The sequence below is a fragment of the Streptomyces sp. NBC_01352 genome, assembly GCF_036237295.1.
Lineage (GTDB): Bacteria > Actinomycetota > Actinomycetes > Streptomycetales > Streptomycetaceae > Streptomyces > Streptomyces plumbiresistens.
The window spans coordinates 10018729-10044212 of the sequence record NZ_CP108354.1 but is presented as its reverse complement, the minus strand read 5'-3'; the positions used below and the strand labels follow the sequence as shown (position 1 = coordinate 10044212).

The window sequence follows — 25484 nt, the reverse complement described above, 5'->3', positions numbered from 1 at the left end:
AGCATCACACGGATGGGGAGATGTCCCCATCGGACGCGGCCACCGGAAGCAGCGCCGGCCGCTTGGCCTGGCGGCCGTCGCCGGAGGAGCGGCCACGCAGGCGGCGGCCGGCCCAAGGGCCGAGGAAGGTGCCGGCCCAGCGCACTTCGGCACCCACGGTCCTCCAGACAGAGATGTCTGTCCCCACGGCCGGAAGGGGAAGGGTCCACTTGTCGTCGCTGCCCGGCAGACCGAGCGCCTGGGCCACGGCAGCCGCGATGCGCGCGTGTCCCAGCGGGCCGGCGTGCAGCCGGTCAGCACTCCACAACCGCGGATCGGTCGCCGCCGCGTGCGCGGCCGTCTCCGCCACCACCACGCCGTGGCGGTCGGCGGCCTCCCGGATGCGCGTGTTGAGTGCGAGAACACGGTGACCGATCGGGCGGGCCAGCGGCGTGATACGCCCGACATCGGGAAACATGAGGGTCGCTACGGTGGCGCCCTGCGCGGCGAGGGCGGCGAACATCGCCTCAACATGGCCGGCCACCTCGTCGAGGTCGCAGCTCGGGCGCAGCGCATCGTTGACCCCAGCCACCACGGTGGCGAGGTCGGGCCTCATCGCGAGAGCCGGAGCGAGCTGCTCGGCGCGCACCTGACCGGCCTTACGGCCGCGCACCGCGAGGTTGGCGTAGAGCAGGCCGGGGCTGTGGCGGGCGACCTGCTCGGCGAGCCGGTCCGCCCAGCCCCGAAGACCACGCACGTCGTCGCCGTCCCCGAGCCCCTCGGTGTGACTGTCGCCCAGGGCGACATAGCGCAGATACCCACTGCTCGACACGGGGCCGCCCGCCTCTCGTCAACGCTGCTGATGGAAGTGGCACACGACCATCGCTAAACAACTAGGCACCTAGTCGCATTGTTGAATATGAGGATAGCTGCGGGCTCACCTTCCCGCAATGAGCTGGCACCTGAGCGCCCTGGGCATCATCGGCATGCACAACGAGGACGCGGTCGGCTTCGCCACCGCCCGCCGTTTCGCGCCGAACCGCCCGTACCGGGTCACCTTCAACGGTGGCGTCCACGGCCCGGGCGACGGGAGGACCCGTCCGGCGGCGGCCGGGCGCTCGGAGCCGGCCCTGTCGAGGGGAGCATGGTCCAGTCGTCGACCCAGACGATGCCGGCGTCCATTCGCGCGGCGACCCGATGGGCGCGCGCCAGGTCGGAGGTCTGCAGACCGGCGGCGAGTCCGTACGGCGTGCTGTTCGCCGGCGCGATCGTCTCTTCCTCGGTGGCGAAGGGCTGAACCTGAACCGTCAGCACCGGGCCGAAGATCTCCTCCTGGACGGTGCGGGCGTCGTCGTCCAGGCCGGCGATGGCGGTGGGCTTGAAGTAGTAACCGCCGTTGAGAGCCGGCGATCGGCGGCTTCGGCCTCGTCGGCCTGACGGAACGCGTCACCGCCCTGGGCGGCCACCTGCACGCCGGGCCCGGGTCGGCCACGGCTGGGAGGTCCGCACCGCCGGTACGAACGCAGGGCCGAGCACTTCCTCGCCTTCGTCGGCATCGCCGCAGCCCTGATCTGTCACCGTCGGCTCATCGCTTCAGGCTGACTCTTGTCGCCGCCGTCACTGGGCCGATCCGGCCAGCAGCCACCGACGTACACGCACTTCCAGCAACACACGCTTGCTTCCGGGGCGGGTGGGAGCGGATACATCCCACGCGTACTTCTGCTCGAACGCGGTCACGATCTCGCGGGGGAACCCCTCACCAATCAGGAGTGCGTCTCCTTCGGCAACTACCGGGAACCGGCCATCCTCCAAAGCCAGGGACACCCGGGGCTCCTTGCGGATGTTTCTGACCTTGACGGAGCTGAGGTCCGAACCTATCCACCACCGAGAGCTTTGGTAGACGAACCAGACGGGCGTGACGTGCCCAGAGCCATCCGGACGCACGGTGCACAGCCAGACGTTCCTTTCCTCGGCCAGACGCAGACGGACGGCTGGACCTGGCTCGCTGACAGGATCACTCATTCCGCTATCCGACCAGCACGCGTGATGAACCACATCGGGCCGGCGCGTCGGACCATCGACTTAGGTCTCGCGGACCAGAAGAAACGACGTCCTACCAACCTGCTGCAGCTTGCCGGCAGGGACAAGCTGATCCCTTCGATGAGTCGCCACATGGCGCAGCGGTGCGACTCGCACACGCCCGTCGGCGTCCGCACACGTGACCCCGCGCCCGATCAGCGTCGATACTTCCGAGAGCAGGCATCTGGAACCGTCAACCCGTACATCAACTACATCTGACATCCCATCACCAAAATCAGCATCGAGTCGGCACCAGCCCCGCCAGAGCCCGCTTCCGACCGTCATGGACTGCCAAGATGGACCGCCAAGATCGACAACTGACTTAGCCCACTCTGACCAGCCAACACACCGGCCAGAGGCTCATCTGCCAATCTCCCCAGGAGGTACCCATGAGGATGCTCATCAACGTCCCCGAGACCGTGGTCACCGATGCGCTGCGTGGCCTGGCGGTCGCCCATCCCGAGTTGACCGTCGATGTCGAGAACCGGGTGATCGTACGGCGGGACGCTCCCGTGGCCGGGAAGGTCGCCCTGGTCTCCGGCGGGGGTTCGGGGCACGAGCCGCTGCACGGTGGTTTCGTGGGACCCGGGATGCTCTCGGCGGCCTGCCCGGGTGAGGTGTTCACCTCGCCGGTGCCGGACCAGATGGTGCGGGCGGCGGCGGCCGTGGACAGCGGCGCGGGGGTGCTGTTCATCGTGAAGAACTACACGGGGGACGTGCTCAACTTCGACATGGCGGCCGAACTCGCCGAGGACGAGGGCATCCAGGTCGCCAGGGTGCTGGTCGACGACGACGTGGCGGTCACCGACAGTCTCTACACGGCCGGGCGGCGCGGTACGGGTGCGACGCTGTTCGTGGAGAAGATCGCGGGCGCGGCGGCCGACGAGGGGCAGCCCTTGGCGCGGGTGGAGGCGGTGGCCCGGCAGGTCAACGAGAACTCCCGCAGCTTCGGGGTCGCGCTCAGCGCGGTCACCACACCGGCCAAGGGCAGCCCGACCTTCGATCTGCCGCCGGGCGAGCTGGAGTTGGGCATCGGCATCCACGGCGAGCCAGGCCGGGAGCGGCGGGCGATGATGACCTCGCGGGAGATCGCCGACTTCGCGGTCGGCGCGATCCTGGACGACATGACCCCGCGCAATCCCGTCCTCGTCCTGGTCAACGGCATGGGCGCGACCCCGCTGCTGGAGTTGTACGGCTTCAACGCCGAGGTGCATCGAGTGCTCGCCGAGCGCGGTGTCGCCGTCGCCCGCACCCTGGTCGGCAACTACGTCACCTCCCTCGACATGGCAGGCGCCTCGGTCACCCTGTGCCAGATCGACGAGGAACTGCTGCGTCTGTGGGACGCGCCGGTGAAGACGGCGGGGCTGCGCTGGGGGGTGTGAGCGGGCGAGGGCCAGCGGAGACAACGTACCGACCACGCAAGGAGATCCAGTGCTCGACGCCGACTTCTTCCGCCGTTGGATGACGGCCACCGCCGCGTCCGTCGACCGCGAGGCGGAACGGCTCACCGCCCTCGACTCGCCCATCGGCGACGCCGATCACGGCAGCAATCTGCAGCGCGGGTTCACCGCGGTCACCGCGTCCCTGGAGAAGGATGCGCCCGACACTCCGGGTGCGGTTCTCATGCTCGCCGGTCGCACGCTCATCTCGACCGTCGGCGGCGCGTCGGGGCCGCTCTACGGCACGCTGCTGCGCCGCACCGGCAAGGCGCTCGGGGACGCCGGTGAGGTCAGTGAGGAGCAGTTCGCCGCGGCGCTGCGCGAGGGCGTGGACGCGGTCAGGACGCTCGGCGGTGCCGCGCCCGGCGACAAGACCATGATCGACGCCCTGGTGCCGGCCCTCGACGCGCTCGGCGACGGCTTCGCGGCGGCCCGGACGGCCGCCGAGGAAGGTGCCCTGGCGACCACGCCGTTGCAGGCCCGCAAGGGCCGGGCGAGTTACCTCGGGGAGCGCAGTATCGGGCACCAGGATCCCGGTGCCACGTCGGCGTCGCTGCTCGTCGCGGGACTTGTGGAGGCGGCCGGTGAGTGACGGGAAGCTGGTCGGGATCGTCCTGGTGTCGCACAGCGCGGCGGTCGCCGAGTCGGTGGCCGAGCTGGCCAAGGGGCTGGCGGGCGGCGGCACCGAGGTGCCCGTCGCACCGGCGGGCGGCACCGAGGGCGGCGGGCTCGGCACGAGCGCCGAGCTGATCGCCGCCGCGGCCGCCGCCGTGGACCGGGGTGCCGGGGTGGCCGTCCTCACCGACCTCGGCAGCGCGGTCCTCACCGTGAAGGCGCTGCTGGCCGAGGGCGACGAACTCCCGGGCAACACCCACCTGGTGGACGCCCCGTTCGTCGAAGGAGCGGTGGCCGCGGTCGTCACGGCGGCGACGGGAGCCGACCTCGCGGCGGTGGAGGCCGCGGCGGCGGAGGCGTACTCCTACCGAAAGGTATGACGCCCCCTCGGGCAGCTAGATGACCCCTTCCGCGGCGACGGCGAGGGCCGAGCGCAGGGTTGCCTCCAGCTCGGCCTCCGCCGTCGCGCGGTCGGTCGACGCGTCGGCGCCGCGCCAGGCGTAGTGCTCGACGGCGGCGCGCAGGGCGGCGTTGAACATCGCCGCGTGGATCGTCGGCCGCAGGTCCTCGGCGGGCAGCCCGGCCCGTTCGGCCAGGGCGCGGGCGAACGCCGGCTCGGCCTCGTCGTACGTCTGGAGCCACACGGCGCGCAGTCCCGGCTCGGTGCGGGTCAGCCGGACCAGCGCGCCGACGGTGCCGCGGTCGGGACCGCCGACGACATTGAGCCCGCTCGCGAGCGTCCGGTCGAAGAGCTGCCCCAGGGGCTGTCCCGGTGGCCAGTCGCGCAGACAGGCGGCGATCACCTCGATGCCCTCCGAGAACAGCGGTCGTACGCAGCTCTCCTTGCTCGGGAAGTAGCGCCACACGGTCCGTGCCGAGACGCCGACCGCCTGTCCTATCTGCTCGCCGGTGGTCGCCGTGACGCCCTGGGCGACGAACAGGTCGACCGCGGCCCGGGCGATCTCCAGCCTGATCTCGGCCTTGCGCTCCTCGGTGAGGGGCGGTCGTCCCGTACGTCCGCGAGGTGCGGTCATCGGTGGCATTCGGTCCTCCGGCTGGGCGGCGATCACACTCCCGGAATTCTCCATGAAGAGTTTATGTCACTCACGGACATTAAGTCGTAGGGTGAGGTCCCAGCAGTTACCTCGCCTGCGGAGACACGGACAGGAGCACGTCATGGCCAGCGGACTCGACGGACGCAGCGTCATCGTCACGGGAGCGGGATCGGGCATCGGCCGGGCGGCCGCCCTGGCCTTCGGCGCGGAGGGCGCGCGCGTGGTGGTGGCGGATCTCAACGCCGACGGCGCGGCGGCGGTCGTCAAGGAGATCGAGCAGGCGGGCGGGACCGCGGTCGCCGTCACCGGCGATCTGAGCGAGCAGGCCGTCGTCGACCAGGTGACCGCGACCGCCGTGGAGCGCTTCGGCGGGGTGGACGTCCTGGTGAACAACGCCGGGATCATGGACCGCATGTCGGCACTGGCGGACGTGAACGACGCGGAGTGGGAGCGGGTCATCCGGGTCAACCTCACCGCGCCCTTCCTGCTCACGCGGGCGGTGCTGCCGCACATGCTCGAGGCGGGCAGGGGTGCCATCGTGAACACCGCGTCCGAGGCGGGACTGCGCGGCAGTGCGGCGGGCGCCGCGTACACGGCCTCCAAGCACGGGGTGGTGGGGCTGACGAAGAACCTCGCCGTGATGTACCGCAAGCAGGGCATCCGGGCCAACGCCATCGCCCCGGGCGGTACGGCCACCTCCATCGTCGTGGACGCCGACCGGGAGGCGCACGGCCCGGCGGCGCTCGGACCGCACTTCGTCAACATCGGCCGCGTCGCCCAGCCCGAGGAGCAGGCCGCCGCCATCGTGTTCCTCGCCTCGGACGCGGCGAGCAACATCAACGGCGTGGTCCTGCCGGTCGACGACGGCTGGTCGGCGGTCTGACGCAGGCCGGGCGTCGTCGACCGGCTCGCACCAAGAGCCTTGCCGGGCAAGCCCTGCGGCTCTGCGCCAACTGCCTGCCAGGCGGCGCTCAGCGGCTCTGCCCGAAGGGCCTTGCCAGGCGCACAGGGATCCCGTACCGCCTGCACGGCAGGCGCTCAGCGGCCCCGAACCGCCTGCCACGCCAGGGGTTCACCGGCTTCGCACGAACTGCCTCGCCAGCCGCTCCCCCACCATCACGGCGGCCGCATGGTCCTCGATGGGCGCCACCCGCATGTCCTTGAAGACGATGTAGGTGACGCCGGAGGCCGTGCCACCACCGCGCGGGTCGGGGCGGATGCCGAGGGCCTCGGCGGTGGCGTAGGACGCCTCCCCGATGAGGTCGTGCGGGCCGACGTCGCCGACGACGGCGTACCGCACCCGGTCGCGGTGGACGACGGCCGCCACCGATCCGCCGCGCACACCGTCGTCGCCGTGGTCCCAGATGCGGCTCGGGCCGGGAACGACGACGTACGGGAGGCGTTCGGCGTCCAACTGCTTGCCGTCGGACTGCTGGTAGGCCGTGGTGCCTGAGAAGAGCGGGTCGGTGCGGTCGTTGCAGTGGCGGCCGGGCCGGCCGTCGCAGTCGATGTCCAGGTCGGCCTTCCAGAAGACGGCCTCCCGGGTGCCGCAGACGGGGGTCGTCGCGGGCGCGCCGTCGTCGTTGCGGTACCGCCCGCGGGATACGGGGGTACAGTCACGCGCCTTGGCCAGCAGGTCGGCCGCACGGACCTCGGCCGCGCGCCGCGGCACCGAATCCTGCCGGACGACCTGAGGCCCGGCGGCGGACGCGGTGACCGGCGTGATGCCGGGCGGTGTCGTCGGGGCGAGCAGGGCGGCTCCTGCCGCGGCCAAGGTCAGCGACTGGGCACGCACGATAAGGAACCCTCTCCTGGGGGACAGGTGACGCACACCCAGCCCAATCTGGCGCGGTACCAACCGTGCGGCCACCACTCGAGGGCCGGACGGTGCACGTCCCCAGGGTCCCGACGGGGGGCGGGAGTCCGGGCCCGCGAGGGGCTCCGGCCTCCCGGCCACCCGCGCCGGCGCGGGATCAGCGACGACAGCGGCCCGCGCGGCGGCGTGAACTCCCCCTTCGTCCGGGTGAGTTCGGCCGCGAGGGGTTCAGCATACGAAAGCCCGGACGGGCACCGACCCCCTACCCCGACAACGGTCCTCGACCGGCAGGCACCACGGACCGCCCTCTTGATGTGATCGCGTCACACACGCCATATTGGTCCGGACCAATATGGCGCGTGTCCTGAGGGAGGCAGTCGTGCGACGCGTTCCCGTCCCCGCTTCCCTGCCCCGCCGCCTCGCGCTCTGCGGAGCGCTCACGCTGATCGCCTCCTGCGGAGGCGGCGGGACGGGCGACGGCCAGAGCGGCCGACTCCCCGCCGTGCCGACGGGCGTCACCGCCACCGCGGGGAGCTCGACGAGCGTGCACGTCATGTGGAACGCGGTGTCCGCCGACATCGACACCTACGAGGTGTATCGGGGCACCACGAAGGTCGAGGAGGCGCCGGGTTCACGGCACATGGTGGATGTCACCAGGCTCAGCCCGTCCACCAGGTACGTCTTCACCGTGCGGGCACGCGACACCGGGGGACGCCTCGGGCCACCCAGCCGTGAGGTACGGGCGAAGACCCCGGCGGCCGCGGCGGCGGACCGCTCGGCCCCGACCCGACCGGGCGGGCTGCGCGGCCGAACGGCCGGAAGCCGGGCGGTCCAGCTCTCCTGGGACGCCTCGACGGACGACCGGGACGTGGCGTCGTACGACATCCACCAGGGCGCCACGAAGATCCACAGCGTGGGCGGCGACCAGACGGCGGCCGTGGTCACGGGGCTGCGTCCGGGCACCCGCTACTCCTTCACCGTGCGGGCGAGGGACGCGGCCGACAACCTCTCGCCGGCCGGCGGCCCCGTCCGCCTCACGACTGCGGGCACCGACGACGGACGGGACACCGCTCCCACCGACTTCCGCGCGAGCACCCGCCGCGCCGACGGGGCGTACCACCTCGACCTCGCCTGGATTCCGCCGCGCACGGACGGGGTGGTCACGGAGTACCAGGTCCACCTGGACGGCCGCCCGGCCACCTCGCTGGTGTTCGGCGGGACGGCGCCGCGCGACCGGGCTACGTACAGCTTCTACCTGGGACGGGACGCCGGCGTCAGCCACCGGGTGCGGATCCGGGCGAAGCTGCCGGACGGCACCTGGGGCGGGTTCTCGACGGAGCGGACCGTGACCACGGGCGCGAGCCCGCAGCCGGAACGGCCCTGACGACCGCTCCCGCTTCCCCCGGACGACGGAATCCGTCACCTGCACGGGGGCCGTCCGCATGCGGGAATCGCCGGGTGCACGTTGGCTTCCCCTGAGGGCAGCACGGTCCTTCCCCGATCCTCGGCGGCGCAAGGGATGTACCGCCGACCGTGCCGCCGGAGGACAGGTCCATGCACACTACTCAGCTACTCCTCCGCTCCGGCCTGACCGTGGCAGCCGCCGCGCTGCCGCTCGCCCTGACCGCCACACCGGCCGCCGCCGTTTCGGGGATCTCCGTGAGCACCACCGGCTCCACGGTCTCCGTCACGACCAGCGCCTGCACCCAGGTCAACGGCAGCTGGGGCACCGCCTCGCTCCTGAACAGCAGTCAGGCGAACTTCTCCCAGGGCCGCCAGGTGGCGCTGTCCGGGACGAGCAACCTCCAGTCGGCAGCCTGGTCGAGCGTGAGCGCGGGTACCTACACCGTCATCGTCCAGTGCGCGAACAACACGACGGCCGGCACCCAGTCGGTCATCGTGACCCCCGTGTCCACTCCCACGGTCTCCCCCACAGCCTCGCCGTCGCGCGGCGTCATGGGCGGCTTGGGCGGCACCACGAAGGACTACGGCAAGCTCACCCTGGTGGCGGGCGGGACGCTGGTGGGAGCGGGCGCCCTGGCCACGGCGTGGTTCCTGCGCCGCCGCTCGAAGCCGTACCGGCTCTAGCCGGGCCCGTCCTCCAGGACGGGCAGCTCCTCAAGGGCCTCGGTGAGCCACTGCGTCCAGAAGGTCTCCAGTTCGATTCCCGCGCGCAGGACCAGGTGCTGGAGCCTGGCCTGCGCGCTGTCGTTGATGGGCGGGAAGTCGCGCTTCTCGATCTCCTCGTACTCGGCCAACTGCAGCCGGTGCAGGTCCAGATGGCGGCGCAGGTCGGCCTCCAGGCCCGCGGTGCCGACGACGGCCGCGGCCCGCAGGCGCAGTAGGAGCGCGTCGCGGTGCGGCTTGGGGTCCTGCGCCGCGGCCGTCCAGCGCCGGAGTTCGGCGCGGCCCGCGGGCAGGACCTCGTAGCTCTTCTTCTGGCCGCGCGTCGGCTGCTCGGCGGGCAGCGCCCGGATGTGCCCCTCCGCCTCCAGTTTTCCCAGCTCGCGATAGATCTGCTGATGCGTCGCCGACCAGAAGTAGCCGATCGACCGGTCGAACCTGCGGGTCAGATCGAGGCCCGACGACGGCTTTTCGAGCAGAGCGGTGAGGATCGCGTGCGGGAGTGACATGGAGTCATCCTAGGGAGGCCGCCGCAGGGCCCCTACAGTGTCGCCGCCAGCTCGGTGCCCTGCTTGATGGCCCGCTTGGCGTCCAGTTCGGCGGCGAGGTCGGCACCGCCGATGAGGTGGACGCTGCGGCCCGCGGCGAGCAGCGTCTCGTACAGGTCGCGGCGCGGATCCTGTCCCGTGCACAGCACGACGGTGTCGACCTCCAGGACCGTGCTCGCGTCACCGACGGTGACGTGCAGGCCGGCGTCGTCGATCCGGTCGTACTGCACACCCGGGACCATGGTGACGCCGCGGTGCTTGAGTTCGGTGCGGTGGATCCAGCCGGTGGTCTTGCCGAGGCCCGCGCCGACCTTTGTCGTCTTGCGCTGGAGCAGGTGGACGGTGCGCGGCGGGGCGGGGCGTTCGGGGGCCGCGAGTCCGCCGGGTGCCGCGTAGTCCATGTCGACGCCCCAATGACGGAAGTACGTCGCCGGGTCCTCGCTCGCCTTGTCGCCGCCGTCGGTGAGGAACTCGGCGACGTCGAAGCCGATGCCGCCCGCGCCGAGGATCGCGACGCGGTCGCCGACGGGGGCGCCGTCGCGCAGGACGTCGAGGTAGCCGACGACGCTCGGGTGGTCGACGCCGGGGATGTCGGGGGTGCGCGGGGTGACGCCGGTGGCGACGACGACCTCGTCGTAGTCGGCGAGGTCCTCGGCGGCCGCCCAGGTGTTGAGCCGTACATCGACACCGTGGGCGTCGAGCTGGTGGCGGAAGTAGCGCAGGGTCTCGTCGAACTCCTGCTTGCCGGGGACCTTGCGGGCGACGTTGAGCTGGCCGCCGATCTCGCTCGCGGCGTCGAGGAGGGTCACCTCGTGGCCGCGCTCGGCCGCGCTGACGGCACAGGCGAGACCCGCCGGTCCTGCGCCCACCACGGCCACCCGCTTGCGCAGCCGGGTCGGGGAGAGGACCAGCTCGGTCTCGTGGCAGGCGCGCGGGTTGACCAGGCAGGAGGTGATCTGGCCGCTGAAGGTGTGGTCGAGGCAGGCCTGGTTGCAGCCGATGCAGGTGTTGATCGCCTCGGGGCGGCCGGCCGCGGCCTTGGCGACGAAGTCGGGGTCGGCGAGCATCGGCCGGGCCATGGACACCATGTCCGCGCAGCCGGAGGCCAGCAACTCCTCGGCGAGTTCCGGGGTGTTGATGCGGTTGGTGGTGACGAGCGGGACGGACACCTCGCCCATGAGCCGCTTGGTCACCCAGGTGTAGGCGCCGCGCGGCACCGAGGTGGCGATGGTGGGGATACGGGCCTCGTGCCAGCCGATGCCGGTGTTGATGATCGTCGCCCCGGCGGCCTCGACGGCCTTGGCGAGCGTGATCACCTCGTCGAGCGTCGAGCCGCCGGGGACCAGGTCCAGCATGGACAGCCGGTAGATGATCACGAAGTCCTCGCCGACGGCCTCGCGCACCCGCCGGACGATCTCGACGGGGAAGCGCATGCGGTTCTCGTACGAGCCGCCCCAGCGGTCGGTGCGGTGGTTGGTCTGCGCGGCGATGAACTCGTTGATCAGATAGCCCTCGGAGCCCATGATCTCCACGCCGTCGTACCCGGCCTGCCGGGCCAGGCGGGCGGCGCGCACGTAGTCGTCGATCGTCCGCTCGACGTCGGCGTCGGTGAGCTCGCTCGGCACGAAGGGGCTGATCGGCGCCTGGAGGGCGCTCGGGGCGACGAGGTCGCGGTGGTAGGCGTACCGGCCGAAGTGCAGGATCTGCATCGCGATCCGGCCGCCCTCGCGGTGCACGGCCTCCGTGATGGCCCGGTGCTGCTCGGCCTCGGCGTCGGTGGTGAGCTTCGCGCCGCCCTCGTACGGCCGTCCCTCGTCGTTGGGGGCGATGCCCCCGGTGACGATGAGCCCCACTCCCCCGCGCGCCCGGGCCGCGTAGAACTCCGCCATCCGTTCGAAGCCCCGCTCGGCCTCCTCGAGGCCGACGTGCATCGAGCCCATGAGGACGCGGTTGGGCAGCGTGGTGAAGCCCAGGTCGAGCGGGGACAACAGGTGCGGGTAACGGCTCATCGGGCCCTCCGTGCGCGGCGGTGTCGTACCCCCTTGTTGTAGAGGACCCCACCCGCTTTATGCAACTAGTTGCATAACCGAGGAAGAGTGATGCCTGCCACGCTCGGCGCCGTGGGAGATGGGGTCGAGCCGGCCGACGGTGGGACGGTGTCCCGCGCGGCCCGTCTCGTGGGCCTACTCGACGCGGCCGGACTCCGGGCGCGGAGGGCGGGTTCCCGCTGCCGCCGAAGCTGTCGGTGACCTCCTGTTGGACGCGCGATGGCCCGCCCCGCGGCCGACCGCGATCACCCCGGTGGCCGCACGGTCCGCCTGGCCCAGGACGGGCAGCCCGCCGCCGCGCTGCTCGACGCCGCCGCCCGGGAGGGACTGCGCGTGCGGGCGAAGACGGCAGGGCCGTCCAACATCGGCAACCTGCCGGCGGGCGAGGGCATCCCGGCCACCGCGGGTTTCGGCGTGCGGTACGAGGGACTGCACGGCTTGGACGAACGGGCCCGCCTCGCGGACCTGCCCGGCGTCCACGCCGTCCACCGGGGTGCGGTGCTCAGCCTCCTCGGCGCGGACGGGTAGCGGTCACCGGCTCTCCAGCCGTACGTGCAGTTCCTTCTCCTGGTCTCCGGAGGCCGAGGACAGGTCGTGCACGGAGAACAGGGAGTCCAGGGTGGAGCGGAAGCGGTCGATCGCCCAGTATCCGCCCTGCACGTCGGCGATGACGGAGGACGAGAGCCGGGCGGGGCGGGCGCCCTCGTGCGGGTCGGCGACGTCGAAGGTGCCGAGCCATACGGTCGGACGGGTCTCCGAGAGCTCCTGGGGTACGTCGTCGGCGCACCGGTCGGACGAGAAGCAGGCACACAGGGTGTCGAACACGATCCGGGCGTCGTCCTTGTCGCATCCGCTGATCTCCACCGAGACGGATTCCGGGTGCGGTCGCTCACCGTCCATCGTGATCGCTCCTCTCGTGGCCGCGGCACGGTACCACGGCCGCTCCGTGAAACCGCCCCGTATCCCAAGAAAACCACCACATGCCGTGGAGCACTACCGGCCGAGGCGCCCGTTCTGTTCCGCGACCGGGTCGCGCCGGTGGAGGACCGAGTACGCCGAGCGGTGTCAGGGCCGCGGTCGGCCGCGATGGGGGTCGAACAACTCGGCGGCGATGCCGGTGAGGACCAGACCCGTGGCGATGAGGAGGCCGACGGTCAGGGCCACGCCGGTCGTCAGCGCGGTCACGGCGACGGCCAGCGTCCACCACGCGCCGGTGCGCCGGTACTCGCGAGGGCGAGCGGGTCGGCCGGCGCCCAGCGCCCGGGCGAACCGGGGATCGTCCCGCTCGAGCCGCGCTTCGAGATCGACCAGACGTTCGTCGTCGGACTGGGGCATGGTTCCTCCGTGTCGCGCCGGCAGGCCGGTCGCAGCGGGCCGGGCGTCGGGCCCTCCGGGACGGCCGCGGCGGCGGTGACGCTGCCGGAGACCGTCGTGGAGGCGCCCCACCGCCCCGGCGGGCATCGCTCGGCTCACTCCCCCGCGCCGTCCCGTCCCTCCTGCGGCCTCCGGCCCACCCTCTGCGGCCCTCTCGGCCGGACTCCCGACCGTCCCGTCTCCGCGGCCCCGCCACGACCGCGGGCACCAGGGGTGTTACCGGTCAGCCGCCTCCGCCGGCCGGGTACTGGAGGCCGACGCGGACATGACGTCGTCGTCCGTCCGGTACGAGTCGGCGGCGTCGGCCGGTTCCTGCGCCGGTTCGCCGGGCCGGGCGGCCGTGCCCCGGGACAGCCGGGCGTGCGTGGAGCGCAGGGCGCGGGCGAGCAGGTGGGAGCGTCCGGCGGCGACGGGACCGAGAACCGCCAGCACGAGGACGTAGCCCGCGATGAACGGGGCCAGGCGTGCGTCGAGCCCCGCGCTGGTGGCCATGGCGGCGAGGATCAACGCGAACTCGCCGCGGGCCACGAGTGTCGTGGCGATGTCCGCGGCGGGCTCGGCGCCGTAGCCGTACAGGCGGGCGACGAGCGGGCCCGCGACCACGTTCATCACCACGGTCAGCGCCGCCGCGGCGGCGACCGGTCCGGCGACGGACGCGACGACCGAAGGGTCGATGGCGAGCCCGAAGGCGAAGAAGAAGATCGCCGCGAAAGCGTCGCGCAGCGGATGCACCAGCTCGCGGATGCGCGGCCCGGACGGCGTGCCGGCCAGGATCAGGCCCACCATGAAGGCGCCGATGGCGTCGGCGACCCCGAGCACCTCGGAGACACCGGCGACGAGGACCGCGGCACCGAGGAAACTGATGACCAGCAGTTCGTCGTCACGGACCTGGATGAGCCGGCCGACCCACCGGGTGCCGTACCGGGCCGCGGCGGCCAGCACCAGCAGGAAGGCGAACGCCTTGCCCGCCTGCAGGACCACTTCTCCCATGCCCTGGGCACCGCTGAGGACCGGTTGCAGGGCCGCGAGGTACAGCGCGAGGAAGATGTCCTCCACGACGATCACGCCCAGGATCAGGCGGGTCTCCGGGCGGCCGATACGGCCCAGGTCTATGAGGATCTTGGTGACGATGGCGGACGAGGAGATGCCCAGGACACCGGCGAGCACCAACGCCTCCCGCGTCCCCCAGCCCAGCGCGAACCCGAAGCCGAGGCCCGCGCCGACGTTCAGCAGCAGATAGGTCCCGCCCGCACTCAGCAGGCGCTTGCCACCGCTCCTGAGGTCGTCGAGATGGAACTCCAGGCCCAGGTAGAACAGCAGCAGCACCAGCCCGAGCGCGGAGAGCATCTCGAAGTCGTGGGCGTCCTCCACCAGGACCAGGCCCGGCGTGTGCGGGCCGAGCAGGATGCCGGCGAGCATGAACAGCGGGATCGTTGGCAGTCCGATCCTGCCGCCGAGGCGGGCGAGGAACGCGGCGGCCAGGAAGGCGCCGCCCATGGCGAGCAGAGTGTCAGCGTGTCCCACGGGTCACCTCCTCGGACCACGCCGAGCGGCGGACGGGCTTCACTTCACGGGGGTGGATACGGGTCCTCCTTCGTCCGGGTCGTGCCGGGTGCCGTCGATCGTCGGGCGTCCCGGGGACGCGGGATCTCGGCCTTCCCCGCCACCGTCGCATTCCCGCGACGGGCATCACCATCGGTGCCGACACTCATTTCCGGACGGGCCGCCGAGGGCCGCCCCCGGCTTCGACGGGCCTCAACTCCGCGTGAAGCGATACGTCTTGCTGTCGGTCAGAACGCAGAATCCGGGCGACACGACGATCACGCGCAGGGTGCCCGTACGGCGGTCGTAGTCGATGCCCTCCGCCTCGAAGGTGCCCGAGCAGGAGCTGCGCAGGGGCAGCTGGCGCAGGGCGGTGACGTGGCCGGTGACGTCCGACGTGCCGTTCGGTTCGGCGGAGAGGTCGATCTGGAGCAGCGGCTTGGTGATGCCGAACAGCGTGCCCGCCGGGTCGTCGGAGGAGCACAGCAGCCGGGTGGCGCTGAGGAAGTCGCAGCCCTGTACGTCGCGTACGGCGTGATCGAGGCGGACGGTGGACGCCTGCGGGAGGTTCACCGAGGGCGAGGTGCCCGGATTGACGCCGGGGGTGGGGAAGACCAGCAGCCGGCTCATGGTGCCGTACTCCCCGGCCAGCATCCACTGGCCGCCGGGCGAGACGGCGACCCAGGAGTTGTTCAGCGCTTCCCCGGAGCTCAGCGTGTGGACGTACTCCGCCCAGGTCCCGCCCGGCGACTGCACGCGGAACATCTTCGTGGTGCCGGAGTCCCGCTGGTAGGGCTCGATGTAGTGGCCGTCGTAGGAGGCGTCGGGGTCGCCCACGTGGTTCCAGCCGCGGCCGCTCAGGTCGACGGGGATGGTGCCGATTCCCGTGTACCGGTTGGCGGCCCCGGCCGGGACCTCGACCGAGGTGAGGCCCTGGCTCTCGGTCAGCGGGTCGGCCCGGTCGGAGCCCACCTCGGTCCAGGTGTCGGCGGCGGAGGCGGGCGACGCGGTGGCCAGCAGGGTGGCGGCGAGGACGACGGCGGCGGTGAGGACCGTGTGACAACGTTGCCGGGCACGCAGGGGCATGGGGGGCTCCTCGGGAGGTGGGCGTGATCGGCGGACAGTCTGGCCCGACTAGGTGGTCATGTACAGACCAAAACGGGAACGCTGGGTGTCGGCTCGGTCACGGTGCCGTGATCCGGCTTCACCGGACGGCCACCGCCGTGTTGAGGGATGGTGGAAGAAGCTGCCGGGTGACGTCGCAGAGACGGCTGGACGCGGTAGAACAGGGGAGTCGGCACGGGGGAACGACGTGCCGCGAGGACGGCCGAAGGCGGTGCGTGCAATGAGAGCAGCCGGGAGAGTCCGGTGACCGAGGGCGCCGAGCAGCAGGAGCTGCCCGGCGGGCCCGCCGACGGGCCGGTGCGGGGGCCGGTGCAACCGAGCGGGCTCCTCGACGTGCTCGGAGTGGCCTCGATCGTCCTGGACACCGACGGGCGCATCGTGCTGTGGAGCCCGCAGGCCGAGGAACTGTTCGGCTACCCGGCGCGGGACGCTCTCGGGCAGTACGCGGCCCACCTGATGATCCACGAGCAGCACGTCGACCTGGTGGTCAAGCTGTTCGCCGACGTCATGGAGACCGGTCAGGGCTGGGCCGGAGCGTTCCCGGTCCGTCACAAGGACGGCAGCACCAAGCTGGTCGAGTTCCGCAACATGCGGCTGCTGGACGACCAGGGCGACGTCTACGCCCTGGGGCTCGCCGCCGACCAGTCGACCGTACGGCGGCTGGAGCGGGACGTGGCGCTGTCGACGCGGATGGTCGCGCAGTCCCCGAACGGGCTGGCCGTCCTGGACACCGATCTGCGGTACGTCTCGGTCAATCCGGCACTGGAGCGGCTGAACGGCCTCCCGGCCGAGGAACACGTCGGCCGCAGGATCGGCGACCTCCTGCCGGACATCGACGCCGCGGCCCTGGAGTCCGCGGCCCGTCGGGTGCTGGAGACCGGACAGCCGCTGGTCGACCAGCAGAGCGTGGGCCGGACGCCGGCCGATCCGGAGGAGGAGCACGCCTGGTCGGTCTCGCTCTACCGGCTGGAGGACGCGCTCGGCAACGTGCTGGGCGTGGCCTGCTCGGTCGTGGACGTCACCGAGCAGCACCGGTCGGCCGTCGAGGCCGAGGCCGCGCGTCGCCGCCTGGCGCTCGTCGCCGACGCCTCCGCCCGGATCGGCACCACCCTGGACCTGGACCGCACCGCCCGGGAACTGGCCGAGGTCGCGGTGCCCGACCTCGCCGACATCGCGGCCGTGGATCTGCTGGAGGCGGTGGTGCAGGGCCGGCCCAGCACCCTCGGCCCCGCCGAACCCGCCGTCATCCGGGCCCTGGCCGTCGAAGCGGACCGAGCCCCGGACGTCCTCCTCGCGGCCGACCCGCCCGGAGAGGTGGCCCGGTACGCTCCCGACCGCCTGGTCACCGAGTGCGTACGCACCGGACAGCCGATCCTGGTCGCGCAGGTCGAGGCCGCCGACCTGACCCGCATCGCCCGCTCCCCCGAGGCGGTCGAACTGCTGACCCGTGCCGGGGTGCACTCCTATCTGGCGGTGCCGCTGATCGCGCGCGGCGAGGTGCTCGGCGCCCTCGATCTCAAGCGCACCCGCAACCCGCTGCCGTTCACCGACGACGACGTGCTGCTCGCCCGTGAGCTGGCGTCCCGCGCGGCCGTGCAGATCGACAACGCGCGCTGGTACCAGAACGCCCGCGACACTGCCCTCACCCTCCAGCGCAGCCTGCTGCCCAGCCATCCGCCCGTCACCGGTGGTCTGGAGGTCGCCTCGCGCTACCAGCCGGCCGGAGCCACCACCGAGGTCGGCGGCGACTGGTTCGACGTGATCCCCCTGGAGGGCGGCAAGACCGCGCTCGTGGTGGGCGATGTGATGGGCAGCGGCCTCAACGCGGCGGCGACCATGGGCCGGCTGCGCACCGCGACCAACACCCTGGCCTCCCTCGACCTCGATCCGGCCCGGCTCCTGGAGCACCTCGACCGGATCACCGACGGCCTGGACCACTCGATCGCGACCTGTGTGTACGTCGTCCACGACCCGGAGCTGCGGCAGTGCCGGATCGCCAACGCCGGGCACCTGCCGCCCGCCCGGCTGCGTCCGGGACGTCCGCCGGAGCTGCTCGACCTGCCCACCGGTGCCCCGCTGGGAGTGGGCGGTGTCGCCTTCTCCACCACCACCGTCGACCTCGAACCCGGCGACCGGCTGGTGCTCTACACCGACGGTCTCGTCGAGACCCGGCAGCACCCGCTCGACGAGCGCCTGAACGCCCTGTTGGCGCTGCTGGAGGGCCCCGACCGCCCGCTGGAGGAGGTCTGCGACCTCCTGTTGCGCACGCTGCACCAACCCGACAACTCCGACGACGTGGCGTTGCTCATCGCACGGGTGCAGACGGCGCCTTGACCTGAGGGGCGTCAGGCGCGGCTTGGTCGCTACAGCCGGGTCCCGACGACCACGTTGGCGTACCAGTCCTCCGACACGGCGAGGCGCGGCGTCAGCCCGCTGCGGGTGAACGCCTCGACGGCTGCCGGCGCCTGGCGTTCGCTCGTCTCGACCAGGAGACAGCCGCCGGGGGCGAGCCACCGGGGTGCCTCGGCCGCGACCCGGCGCAGGACGTCCAGCCCGTCCGTGCCGCCGTCCAGGGCGACCAGCGGCTCGTGGTCGCGGGCTTCGGCGGGCAGGAAAGCGACCTCGCCGGTGGGGACGTACGGCACGTTGGCCGCCAAGATGTCGACGCGGCCCCGTAGTTCCCCGGGGAGGGCGTCGAACAGGTCGCCCGTGTGGACCTGACCGCCGACGCCGGCGACATTGCGGCGGGCGCAGCGCACCGCGGCCGGTTCGATGTCGGCGGCGTGCAGTTCGACGGGGCCGAGCGCGGCGGCGAGGGCGGCGCCGACGGCACCCGAGCCGCAGCACAGGTCCACCACGACGGACGCGTCGGGGACGTGGGCGAGCGCCTGCTCGACGAGGAACTCGGTACGGCGACGGGGTACGAAGACCCCGGGTTCCACGGTGATGCGCAGTCCCCGGAACTCGGCCCAGCCCAGGACGAGTTCGAGGGGCCGGCCCAGGACACGGCCGTCGACCATGGCGGCCAGTTCGTCCGGGGTGCGGGCGGCGGCGAGGATCAACCGTGCCTCGTCCTCGGCGAACACACAGCCGGCGGCGCGCAGCGCGGCCACGACGGAGTCACGGGACGCGGGCGAGGACTGCGGTGAAGACGGCGAGGAAGGCGAGGAGGACGAAGACGGAGAAAGTGGAGGCATGAAGCCGAGGGCCTTTCGGGAGCCGAAGGGCGCTCTCGCGGCCGCCTACTGGCGGTGGTCCGCGTCGGTTGGAGGAGAGAGCACCCGACCTGACACAGCGGTAATGGGTCTCACCTCCTCGGTCGTTCGCGACGGACACAGCGCGGCAACACTACCCCAACGATCAGCCGCCGAAGCCTCCTGTTGTCGCGAGTTGTATTATGCAACCAGTGACGCGAGGAGGCCCCGTGAACGCATCCGCACCGACCGGCGACGACGCAGCCGTGGAGACCATCCACCGCGAACTGACGTCGTTCGCGCGTCGGGCCCGGGCCTCTGCCGGGCGTATGCACCCCGAGCTGTCGCTGGTGTCGTACACCCTGCTCGGGCATCTGGAGGAGAGCGGCGGCTGTCGCGCCACCGACCTGGCCGCGCACTACGCCCTCGACAAGTCCACGGTCAGCCGCCAGGTGGCCGCCCTGGAGCGCGCCGGGCTCGTCGAGCGGCGCCAGGACCCGGAGGACCACCGCGTCCAGGTCCTGGACCTGACCGACGCCGGCCGGCGCATCCTCGCCCAGGTCACGGTGAGCCGCCGGGCGGTCTTCCGGGAGCGGCTCGCGGGCTGGCCGGCGGAGGACCTGGAGCGGTTCGCCCGGTATCTCGTGCGGTACAACGCCGGGTCGGCGGCCGGCTCGAAGGGCGACTGACCGACTACGCCACCGGTACGGCCGTACGCCGCTCCGGCAGGCGTTCCGGTACTCGTGCCGCCATGAAGGCGGTGGTGCGGCGCAGGCGGAAGCCCAGCGACTCGTAGAGCCGGATGGCGTTGGTGTTGCCGGCGCCGGTGTGCAGGAACGGGGTCTCGCCGCGTTCCCGGATGCCGTGGGCGACGGCGAGGATGAGCCGGGTCGCCAGTCCCTCGCCGCGGAAGGCCGGGTCGGTGCAGACGGCGCTGATCTCGGTCCAGCCCGGCGGGTGCAGCCGCTCCCCCGCCATGGCGACCAGGGCACCCTCCCGCCGTATTCCGAGGTAGGTGCCGAGCTCGATGGTCCGGGGCAGGAAGGGGCCGGGCTGGGTCCGGGCGACCAGGTCGAGCATCTCGGGCACGTCGCCGGGGCCGAGTCGGACCGCCTCGGGTTCGGGGGCTGTGCTCAGCCCGTCGTCCACGAACTGAACGCCCTCTATTCGGAACGTGACCTCCCAGTCCTCGGGGACCGGCCCCCGGAACCCGAGCAGCGGCACCTCGGCACCGGGCCCCGCGAAGGCCGCGAGGTCGGCCCAGTCGTCGGCATCGGGCTCGTCGGGCAGGGCCAGCCACGGCGTGACGTCCACGGGATAGCGCAGGATCCGCCCATGCCGCTCGGCGAAGTGGGCGTGCGGGCCGGTGAGGGCGGCGCGGGCGGGGTGGTCCAGGACGTGGGGTACGGCGGTGGGCTGCGGGTGGCCGGGGCTATGGGGGTGGCCGAGGACCTGCGGCTGACCGGCGGCCTGCCGTTCACCGGCGGCCTGCGGATCGCCGACGGTCCGCAATCCGCCACCGGCCTGCGGCTGAGCGACAGCCTGGGATCCGACGGTGGCCTGCGGACCGCCGGTGCGCTGCGGCTCCTCGGCGTGCCTCGTCTGACCGACGGCCTGCGATGCGCTGGTGGTCTTCGGTCCGTCGTCGGCCCGCGGCCGGTGGACGGCCTGGTCTTCGCCGGTGGTCTGCGGTGCTTCCGCGGCGCTCATCGGGCGACCTCGATCACGACCTTGCCGCGGGCGTGGCCGTCCTCGACCGTGCGCAGGGCCTCGCCGGCTCGGTCGAGGGGGAACGTGCCGGTGATGTGCGGGGTGAGGTCGCCGTTCAGCACGAGGTGGGCCACGGCATCCAGGACGGCCGCGTTGCGGGCCCGGGCCACCCGGGTGCCGCCCAGCCGCTCGGCTTCCTCGGGCGGGGCACCGGCGGTGACCAACTTCGGGCGGTCGGTGAGGAGTTGGGCGGCCTCGGACAGCACCTCACCGCCCACGAGGTCGTAGACGCCGTCGACCCCGTCCGGTGCGGCGGCCCGCGCCCGCTCGGCCCAGCCCGGCCCGGAGGGGACGTGCACGGCACCGAGCGACTCGACGAAGTCCTTCTTGCTCTCGCCGGCGACACCGACGACGCGCAGCCCGAAGGCCCGGGCGATCTGTACGACCGCCACGCCCACGCCGCCGCCCGCGCCGGTGACCAGCACGGTCGCGCCGGAGGGCAGGTCGAGCTGGCGGATTCCGTCGTACGCGGTCGCGGCGGCGACGGGCAGGGTCGCGGCGACGGTGAAGGACAGCTCGGCGGGCTTGTGCGCGGTCACCGCGGCGGGCAGCAGGGCGTACTCCGCGTAGCCGCCGGCCGCTGTGTTGCCGAAGACCTCGTCCCCGATGGCGAAGCCTTCGACGCCGTCGCCGAGCTCCTCGACGACCCCGGAGGCCTCGCTGCCGAGGACGGCGGGGAACACGCGGTCGCCGCTCTCGCCCGGCCGGCGGAACCCGGTGCGCAGCTTCCAGTCGACGGGGTTGACCCCGGCGGCCCGCACCGCGACCAGGACCTGGCCGGGGCCGGGCACAGGCCGGTCCACCTCGACGAGGGCCTCGGTCTCCGGACCGCCGTACCGCGTGAAGACGTACGCCTTGGGCACTGTTCCCACTCTCCTTCGCTGCCGCCGGTCAGACGGTTGTATGGGCCACCCGTTGCGACATCAGTCGGCAAGGAGGATCGGCGGTCCGCTATTCCCGGAGCGGCGGAGAGTTCATGCGGCCTTAATGATCGCGGGCCGCCCCGGAGGCGGGGCAGGTGTGACGTGCGCGTACGGTTGAACGCGTTAGCCATTTGCCGTCGCTGTCACGTTGGACCCATATGAACGTCACCCGAGGCTTCACCGGACGCGCCCGTGTCCACAATCCGGGGCTGCCGCCCGGCCAGTACGACGCGGGCGACGACTGGCCCGTCCTGTCCGCGGAGGTCACACCCGACCTGGCGCCCGCCGACTGGACGTTCCGTGTCGACGGGCTGGTCGAGGCGCCCCGCACCTGGGACTGGGCCGAGGCGCACGAGCTGCCCGCGTCGGCCTACGAGGGCGACATCCACTGCGTGACGAGCTGGTCGAAGTTCGGGGTGCGGTTCGGGGGCGTGTCGCTGGACGCGTTCCTGGATGTGGTGCGGCCACATGGGTCCGCCACCCATGCCGTCGCCTACTCGCACACCGGTTACACCACGAACCTCCCGCTCGCGGACCTGACCGGCGGGCGCGCCTGGATCGCCTGGGAGTACGACGGGAAGCCGCTCGCCGCCGAGCACGGCGGGCCGGCGCGGCTGCTGGTGCCGCACCTGTACTTCTGGAAGAGCGCCAAGTGGATCGCCGGTCTGCGGATCCTCGACCACGACGAGCCGGGTTTCTGGGAGCAGAACGGCTACCACGAGCGTGGCAATCCCTGGGAGGAGCAGCGGTACTCCGGTGACTGAGACATCCGCTTCCCCCGGCTTTGCTTCCCCTGGTTTCGCTGCCCCTGGTTCCGCTCCTCCCGCTTTCGCTCCTCCCGGCTTCACTCCCGCGACACGGTTCGCCGTGCCCGGGCGGATCGCCGTGAGCAAGCAGGCCGCCGCGGTGTGGCAGACCGCCACGCTCACCGAGATCCGCCGCGAGACCGCGCACGCCGCCACGTACCGGTTCGCGGTGCCCGCCTGGGCGGGGCACCTGCCCGGCCAGCACCTGATGCTGCGGCTGACCGCCGAGGACGGCTACGCGGCGCAGCGCCACTACTCGATCGCCTCCGCGCCCGACGACTCGGGCCACATCGAGCTGACCCTGGACCATGTCGAGGGCGGTGAGGTCTCGGGCTGGTTCCACACGGTGGCGGGGCCCGGCGACGAGGTCGAGGTGCGCGGTCCGCTGAGCGGCTTCTTCGCCTGGCCCGGCGACCGGCCGGCGCTGCTGATCGGCGCCGGCTCCGGGGTCGTACCGCTGATGTCGATGGTGCGGCACCACCGGGCACGGAACCTGTCCGTGCCGTTGCGGATGCTGGTGTCCGCGCGCAGTCCCGAAGAGCTGATCTACGCCCGGGAGTTGGGCGCGGAGACGACACCCGTCTTCACGCGGAGCGCGCCGGAGGGTGTGCCGGTGGGACGTATGACGGCCGCACATGTGGCGCCGCTCCTGGCCGAGCAGCCGCCTGGTGGGTGGGAGGCCTATGTGTGCGGCTCCAACGCCTTCGCCGAGCATGCCTCGCGACTGCTGGTGGAGGCCGGTCAGCCGGTGGACCGTATCCGGATCGAACGCTTCGGCTGACGGCACGACCCTTCACACGACGCGGCCGTAGCCGTTCCTGCCGACCCGCCCGCACCGCCCCGGCGTTTCGGCACCCGCTTGCTGGGCACTTGTCCGGCGGCCCCGGACGGGGCCGTCGGTGAACGATGCCGGTGGAACGGGTACTAGATCGTTGGGGGCACTCGCAGTCGTGCGCGGTGCGGAGGTCGACATGCGAACCCGGGTGCGCGGCTGGCGCTGGCGGCGCAGCCCGCTGCGGCGTCGGTCGGACGTCGTCGAGGCGTGGACGGTACTGGCCGTCACGGTGTTGCTGTGGGTGGGCGCTCCTCTCGTCGGGGCGTTCGCCGCCTCATGGGCGCACTCCGAGGCCCGCGCGGTCGCCGAGAAGCAACGTGCCGATCGTCATCGGGTCCGTGCCGAGGTCGTCGGCAGGGCCGCCGACTCGGTGCCCGCGGTCCAGGGCGGCCGCCAGCACGCGTACCGGGCGACCGTGCGCTGGACGGAGCCGAACACCGGTGCGCGGACGGCCTCGGCGCGGGTCCCTGGGGGCACGCGCCAGGGTGACGTGGTGGACGTGTGGTTCGACGCCCGGGGTCGCAGTGTTTCCCCACCGCCGGACGGGACCGCGGTGTGGCAGCACACGCTGGCCATCGGCGCGTGCGCGGTGGGCGGTGCGGTCGCGGTGGTGCTCCTCGGTCACTCCGTCGTACGGGGTGCGGCCAACCGCCGCCGGATGGCCGAGTGGGAACGTGAGTGGGCCCTCACCGAGCCGCAGTGGACGCGCCGCCGGGCGTGACCGGCCCGCAGCCCGACGGCTATTTCTGTTGCATCCGCCGCGCGATTCCCCCGTGCGTCCGCAGCGCGTCCGCCAGTCCCGGCAGGACGGGTTCACCGCGGTCGACCAGCACCTTTCCCGCGACCACCGTCGTCCACGCCCGGGCGGGACCGCAGCGCAGCCACGCCTCCACCGGGTCGCTCAACGCACCGGCCAGTGCCACCTGGTGCAGGTCCCAGACGACCAGGTCGGCGCAGGCGCCGGGCCGCAGGTGGCCCAGTTCGTCCGCGCGGCCGAGGCAACGGGCCGAGCCGCGGGTGGCGATGTCGAGGGCGTCCCGTGCGGTCATCGCGCCGGGTCCGCCGCGGTAGCGCCCGAGGAGGAGAGCCCCGCGGGTCTCCATCCAGAGCGAGGCATGGTCGGTGGAGGCGGAGCCGTCGCAGCCGATGCCGACGGGCAGGCCCAGTTCACGCATCTCCCTGACCCGGGCCGTGCCGCCGCCGATCAGCATGTTGGAGCTGGGGCAGTGCGCCACGCCGACGCCCGCGGCGGCGAGGCGGCGCAGCTCGTCGTCGTTCGGGTAGATGCAGTGGGCGACCCACGTGCGGTCGCTCATCCACCCGGTCTCCTCGAAGTACTCCACTGGCCGACAACCGTACGTCTCCAGACAGTAGGTGTCCTCGTCGTGGTCCTCCGCGAGGTGCGTGTGCAGGCGTACGTCGTGGCGCTCGGCGAGTTCGGCGGTCGCCGTCATCAGCTCCTTGGTCACCGAGAACGGCGAGCAGGGCGCGAGCGCGACCCGGACCAGCGCACCCGGTTCGGGGTCGTGGTGGGACTTGATGAGGCGCTCGCTGTCGGCGAGGACCTCCTCGTCGGTCTGCGTGACGCTCCTGGGCGGCAGTCCCCCGTCCTCGACGGAGCGGGTCATCGAGCCGCGGGTGGCGTGGAAGCGGAAGCCGATGTCGCGGGCGGCACGGATCTCGGCATCGACGAGGCGGGGGCGGGGGTGGACGTAGAGGTGGTCCGAGGACGTGGTGCAGCCGCCCATCAGCAGCTCGGCCATGCCGACGTAGGCCGAGACGTAGGCGGCCTCCTCGTCGAGGGCGGCCCAGAGTGGGTACAGGGTGGTCAGCCAGTCGAAGAGGGAGCCGTTCACGGCGGGCGCGTAGGAGCGGGTGAGGTTCTGGTAGATGTGGTGGTGCGTGTTGATCAGGCCGGGGGTGACGAGCCGGCCGGCCGCGGAGACGGTCGTACGGGCCTCGGGTTCGGTCCCGGGGGATCCGACGCCGGTGACCCGACCACCCGTCACGGTCACCCAGCCGCCCGGGATCTCCCGCTCCCCGTCCACGACGAGCAGTCCGGCATCCCTGACCAGCAGGTCCGCTTCCTCGACCGGCACTTCCGCAGCAGACGTCATGGCGTCATCGTAGGCGCGTGACGGGGCAAAGACCTGGCGAGTCGTCCGACCATCCACGTACGGTGTGATCATCCGCACCCACTGTTCACAAAGGT

The 25484-nt window shown here is 72.3% G+C and carries 26 protein-coding genes and 1 pseudogene; 12 read left to right on the top strand and 15 right to left on the bottom strand.

What is annotated here, in order from left to right; genetic code table 11:
- Positions 1-4 precede the first annotated feature (4 nt).
- The 3 genes and pseudogenes from OG252_RS46075 to OG252_RS46065 all read right to left on the bottom strand — a co-directional run bounded on the left by OG252_RS46075 (position 5) and on the right by OG252_RS46065 (position 2001).
- Complete coding sequence (locus OG252_RS46075; RefSeq protein ID WP_266445201.1) at positions 5-811, bottom strand: SGNH/GDSL hydrolase family protein; 807 nt, start codon at positions 809-811, stop codon at positions 5-7.
- Between the two features lie 293 nt (positions 812-1104).
- A pseudogene (locus OG252_RS46070) lies at positions 1105-1380 on the bottom strand (aldehyde dehydrogenase family protein); the annotation flags it as partial.
- Between the two features lie 216 nt (positions 1381-1596).
- The gene (locus OG252_RS46065; protein WP_266445199.1) at positions 1597-2001 is read right to left on the bottom strand and encodes a pyridoxamine 5'-phosphate oxidase family protein; all 405 of its coding nucleotides are present in this window, start codon (positions 1999-2001) and stop codon (positions 1597-1599) included.
- 446 nt (positions 2002-2447) lie between these two features.
- Here OG252_RS46065 and dhaK point away from each other — a divergent pair, with 446 nt between their 5' ends.
- The 3 genes from dhaK to dhaM are packed head-to-tail and all read left to right on the top strand — an operon-like array spanning position 2448 to position 4492.
- Positions 2448-3440, top strand: a complete 993-nt coding sequence (dhaK, locus tag OG252_RS46060) for a dihydroxyacetone kinase subunit DhaK (protein ID WP_266445196.1) — start codon at positions 2448-2450, stop codon at positions 3438-3440.
- Positions 3441-3489: 49 nt separating this feature from the next.
- Positions 3490-4089: a dihydroxyacetone kinase subunit DhaL gene (gene dhaL, locus OG252_RS46055; protein WP_266445193.1), complete on the top strand. Its 600-nt coding sequence runs from the start codon at positions 3490-3492 to the stop codon at positions 4087-4089.
- Entirely contained in the window at positions 4082-4492 is a 411-nt protein-coding gene (gene dhaM / locus OG252_RS46050) for a dihydroxyacetone kinase phosphoryl donor subunit DhaM (protein ID WP_266445190.1), read from the top strand. The genes dhaL and dhaM overlap by 8 nt, the downstream gene beginning before the upstream one ends.
- A 15-nt stretch (positions 4493-4507) precedes the next feature.
- Here the strand turns inward: dhaM and OG252_RS46045 are convergent, their stop codons facing one another.
- Positions 4508-5146, bottom strand: a complete 639-nt coding sequence (locus OG252_RS46045) for a TetR/AcrR family transcriptional regulator (protein WP_266445187.1) — start codon at positions 5144-5146, stop codon at positions 4508-4510.
- Positions 5147-5288: 142 nt separating this feature from the next.
- Here OG252_RS46045 and OG252_RS46040 point away from each other — a divergent pair, with 142 nt between their 5' ends.
- On the top strand, positions 5289-6050 hold the full coding sequence (locus tag OG252_RS46040; protein ID WP_266445186.1) for an SDR family NAD(P)-dependent oxidoreductase: 762 nt from the start codon (positions 5289-5291) through the stop codon (positions 6048-6050).
- Between the two features lie 189 nt (positions 6051-6239).
- Here OG252_RS46040 and OG252_RS46035 read toward each other — a convergent pair whose 3' ends face one another.
- On the bottom strand, positions 6240-6962 hold the full coding sequence (locus OG252_RS46035) for a glycoside hydrolase family 75 protein (protein WP_266445183.1): 723 nt from the start codon (positions 6960-6962) through the stop codon (positions 6240-6242).
- Between the two features lie 400 nt (positions 6963-7362).
- Here OG252_RS46035 and OG252_RS46030 point away from each other — a divergent pair, with 400 nt between their 5' ends.
- Positions 7363-8367 (top strand): fibronectin type III domain-containing protein, encoded by a 1005-nt coding sequence (locus OG252_RS46030; RefSeq protein ID WP_266445181.1) that lies wholly within the window; start codon positions 7363-7365, stop codon positions 8365-8367.
- A 170-nt stretch (positions 8368-8537) separates the two neighbouring features.
- Positions 8538-9071 (top strand): hypothetical protein, encoded by a 534-nt coding sequence (locus tag OG252_RS46025; RefSeq protein ID WP_266445179.1) that lies wholly within the window; start codon positions 8538-8540, stop codon positions 9069-9071.
- Here OG252_RS46025 and OG252_RS46020 read toward each other — a convergent pair.
- Positions 9068-9616: a PadR family transcriptional regulator gene (locus OG252_RS46020; RefSeq protein ID WP_266445176.1), complete on the bottom strand. Its 549-nt coding sequence runs from the start codon at positions 9614-9616 to the stop codon at positions 9068-9070. The two genes, OG252_RS46025 and OG252_RS46020, sit on opposite strands and share 4 nt — an antisense overlap.
- A 32-nt stretch (positions 9617-9648) precedes the next feature.
- Entirely contained in the window at positions 9649-11664 is a 2016-nt protein-coding gene (locus tag OG252_RS46015) for an NADPH-dependent 2,4-dienoyl-CoA reductase (protein WP_266445173.1), read from the bottom strand.
- Positions 11665-11922: 258 nt separating this feature from the next.
- Between OG252_RS46015 and OG252_RS46010 the strand changes: the two genes are divergently transcribed.
- Positions 11923-12231, top strand: coding sequence for a hypothetical protein (locus OG252_RS46010; protein WP_266445170.1), 309 nt, complete (start codon positions 11923-11925; stop codon positions 12229-12231).
- 3 nt (positions 12232-12234) lie between these two features.
- On the opposite strand, the gene OG252_RS46005 is transcribed toward OG252_RS46010, so the two are convergent.
- The 4 genes from OG252_RS46005 to OG252_RS45990 form a co-directional block, all read right to left on the bottom strand.
- Positions 12235-12603: a hypothetical protein gene (locus tag OG252_RS46005; RefSeq protein WP_266445167.1), complete on the bottom strand. Its 369-nt coding sequence runs from the start codon at positions 12601-12603 to the stop codon at positions 12235-12237.
- 165 nt (positions 12604-12768) lie between these two features.
- Positions 12769-13038: a DUF3040 domain-containing protein gene (locus OG252_RS46000; protein WP_266445164.1), complete on the bottom strand. Its 270-nt coding sequence runs from the start codon at positions 13036-13038 to the stop codon at positions 12769-12771.
- 255 nt (positions 13039-13293) lie between these two features.
- Positions 13294-14601: a cation:proton antiporter gene (locus OG252_RS45995; protein WP_329343905.1), complete on the bottom strand. Its 1308-nt coding sequence runs from the start codon at positions 14599-14601 to the stop codon at positions 13294-13296.
- A 231-nt stretch (positions 14602-14832) separates the two neighbouring features.
- Entirely contained in the window at positions 14833-15705 is an 873-nt protein-coding gene (locus OG252_RS45990) for a hypothetical protein (RefSeq protein WP_329343903.1), read from the bottom strand.
- Positions 15706-15987: 282 nt separating this feature from the next.
- Here OG252_RS45990 and OG252_RS45985 point away from each other — a divergent pair, with 282 nt between their 5' ends.
- Positions 15988-18078, top strand: coding sequence for a SpoIIE family protein phosphatase (locus OG252_RS45985; RefSeq protein ID WP_443068461.1), 2091 nt, complete (start codon positions 15988-15990; stop codon positions 18076-18078).
- A gap of 29 nt (positions 18079-18107) precedes the next feature.
- Here the strand turns inward: OG252_RS45985 and OG252_RS45980 are convergent, their stop codons facing one another.
- Positions 18108-18941, bottom strand: coding sequence for a putative protein N(5)-glutamine methyltransferase (locus OG252_RS45980; protein WP_329343901.1), 834 nt, complete (start codon positions 18939-18941; stop codon positions 18108-18110).
- A gap of 227 nt (positions 18942-19168) precedes the next feature.
- Here OG252_RS45980 and OG252_RS45975 point away from each other — a divergent pair, with 227 nt between their 5' ends.
- A complete protein-coding gene (locus OG252_RS45975; protein ID WP_266445154.1) occupies positions 19169-19627 on the top strand; it encodes a MarR family winged helix-turn-helix transcriptional regulator in 459 nt (152 codons plus the stop codon).
- A 4-nt stretch (positions 19628-19631) separates the two neighbouring features.
- On the opposite strand, the gene OG252_RS45970 is transcribed toward OG252_RS45975, so the two are convergent.
- Both OG252_RS45970 and OG252_RS45965 read right to left on the bottom strand, forming a co-directional pair.
- Positions 19632-20333 (bottom strand): GNAT family N-acetyltransferase, encoded by a 702-nt coding sequence (locus tag OG252_RS45970; RefSeq protein ID WP_329345378.1) that lies wholly within the window; start codon positions 20331-20333, stop codon positions 19632-19634.
- Between the two features lie 311 nt (positions 20334-20644).
- Complete coding sequence (locus OG252_RS45965) at positions 20645-21571, bottom strand: NADP-dependent oxidoreductase (RefSeq protein WP_329343899.1); 927 nt, start codon at positions 21569-21571, stop codon at positions 20645-20647.
- A gap of 218 nt (positions 21572-21789) precedes the next feature.
- Between OG252_RS45965 and OG252_RS45960 the strand changes: the two genes are divergently transcribed.
- The 3 genes from OG252_RS45960 to OG252_RS45950 all read left to right on the top strand — a co-directional run bounded on the left by OG252_RS45960 (position 21790) and on the right by OG252_RS45950 (position 23993).
- Positions 21790-22395, top strand: a complete 606-nt coding sequence (locus OG252_RS45960; protein WP_329343897.1) for a sulfite oxidase-like oxidoreductase — start codon at positions 21790-21792, stop codon at positions 22393-22395.
- A gap of 103 nt (positions 22396-22498) precedes the next feature.
- Positions 22499-23218, top strand: coding sequence for a ferredoxin reductase (locus OG252_RS45955; RefSeq protein WP_329343895.1), 720 nt, complete (start codon positions 22499-22501; stop codon positions 23216-23218).
- A 190-nt stretch (positions 23219-23408) separates the two neighbouring features.
- On the top strand, positions 23409-23993 hold the full coding sequence (locus OG252_RS45950) for an Rv1733c family protein (RefSeq protein ID WP_266445144.1): 585 nt from the start codon (positions 23409-23411) through the stop codon (positions 23991-23993).
- A gap of 19 nt (positions 23994-24012) precedes the next feature.
- On the opposite strand, the gene OG252_RS45945 is transcribed toward OG252_RS45950, so the two are convergent.
- The gene (locus OG252_RS45945; protein WP_329343893.1) at positions 24013-25389 is read right to left on the bottom strand and encodes an 8-oxoguanine deaminase; all 1377 of its coding nucleotides are present in this window, start codon (positions 25387-25389) and stop codon (positions 24013-24015) included.
- Positions 25390-25484 lie beyond the last annotated feature (95 nt).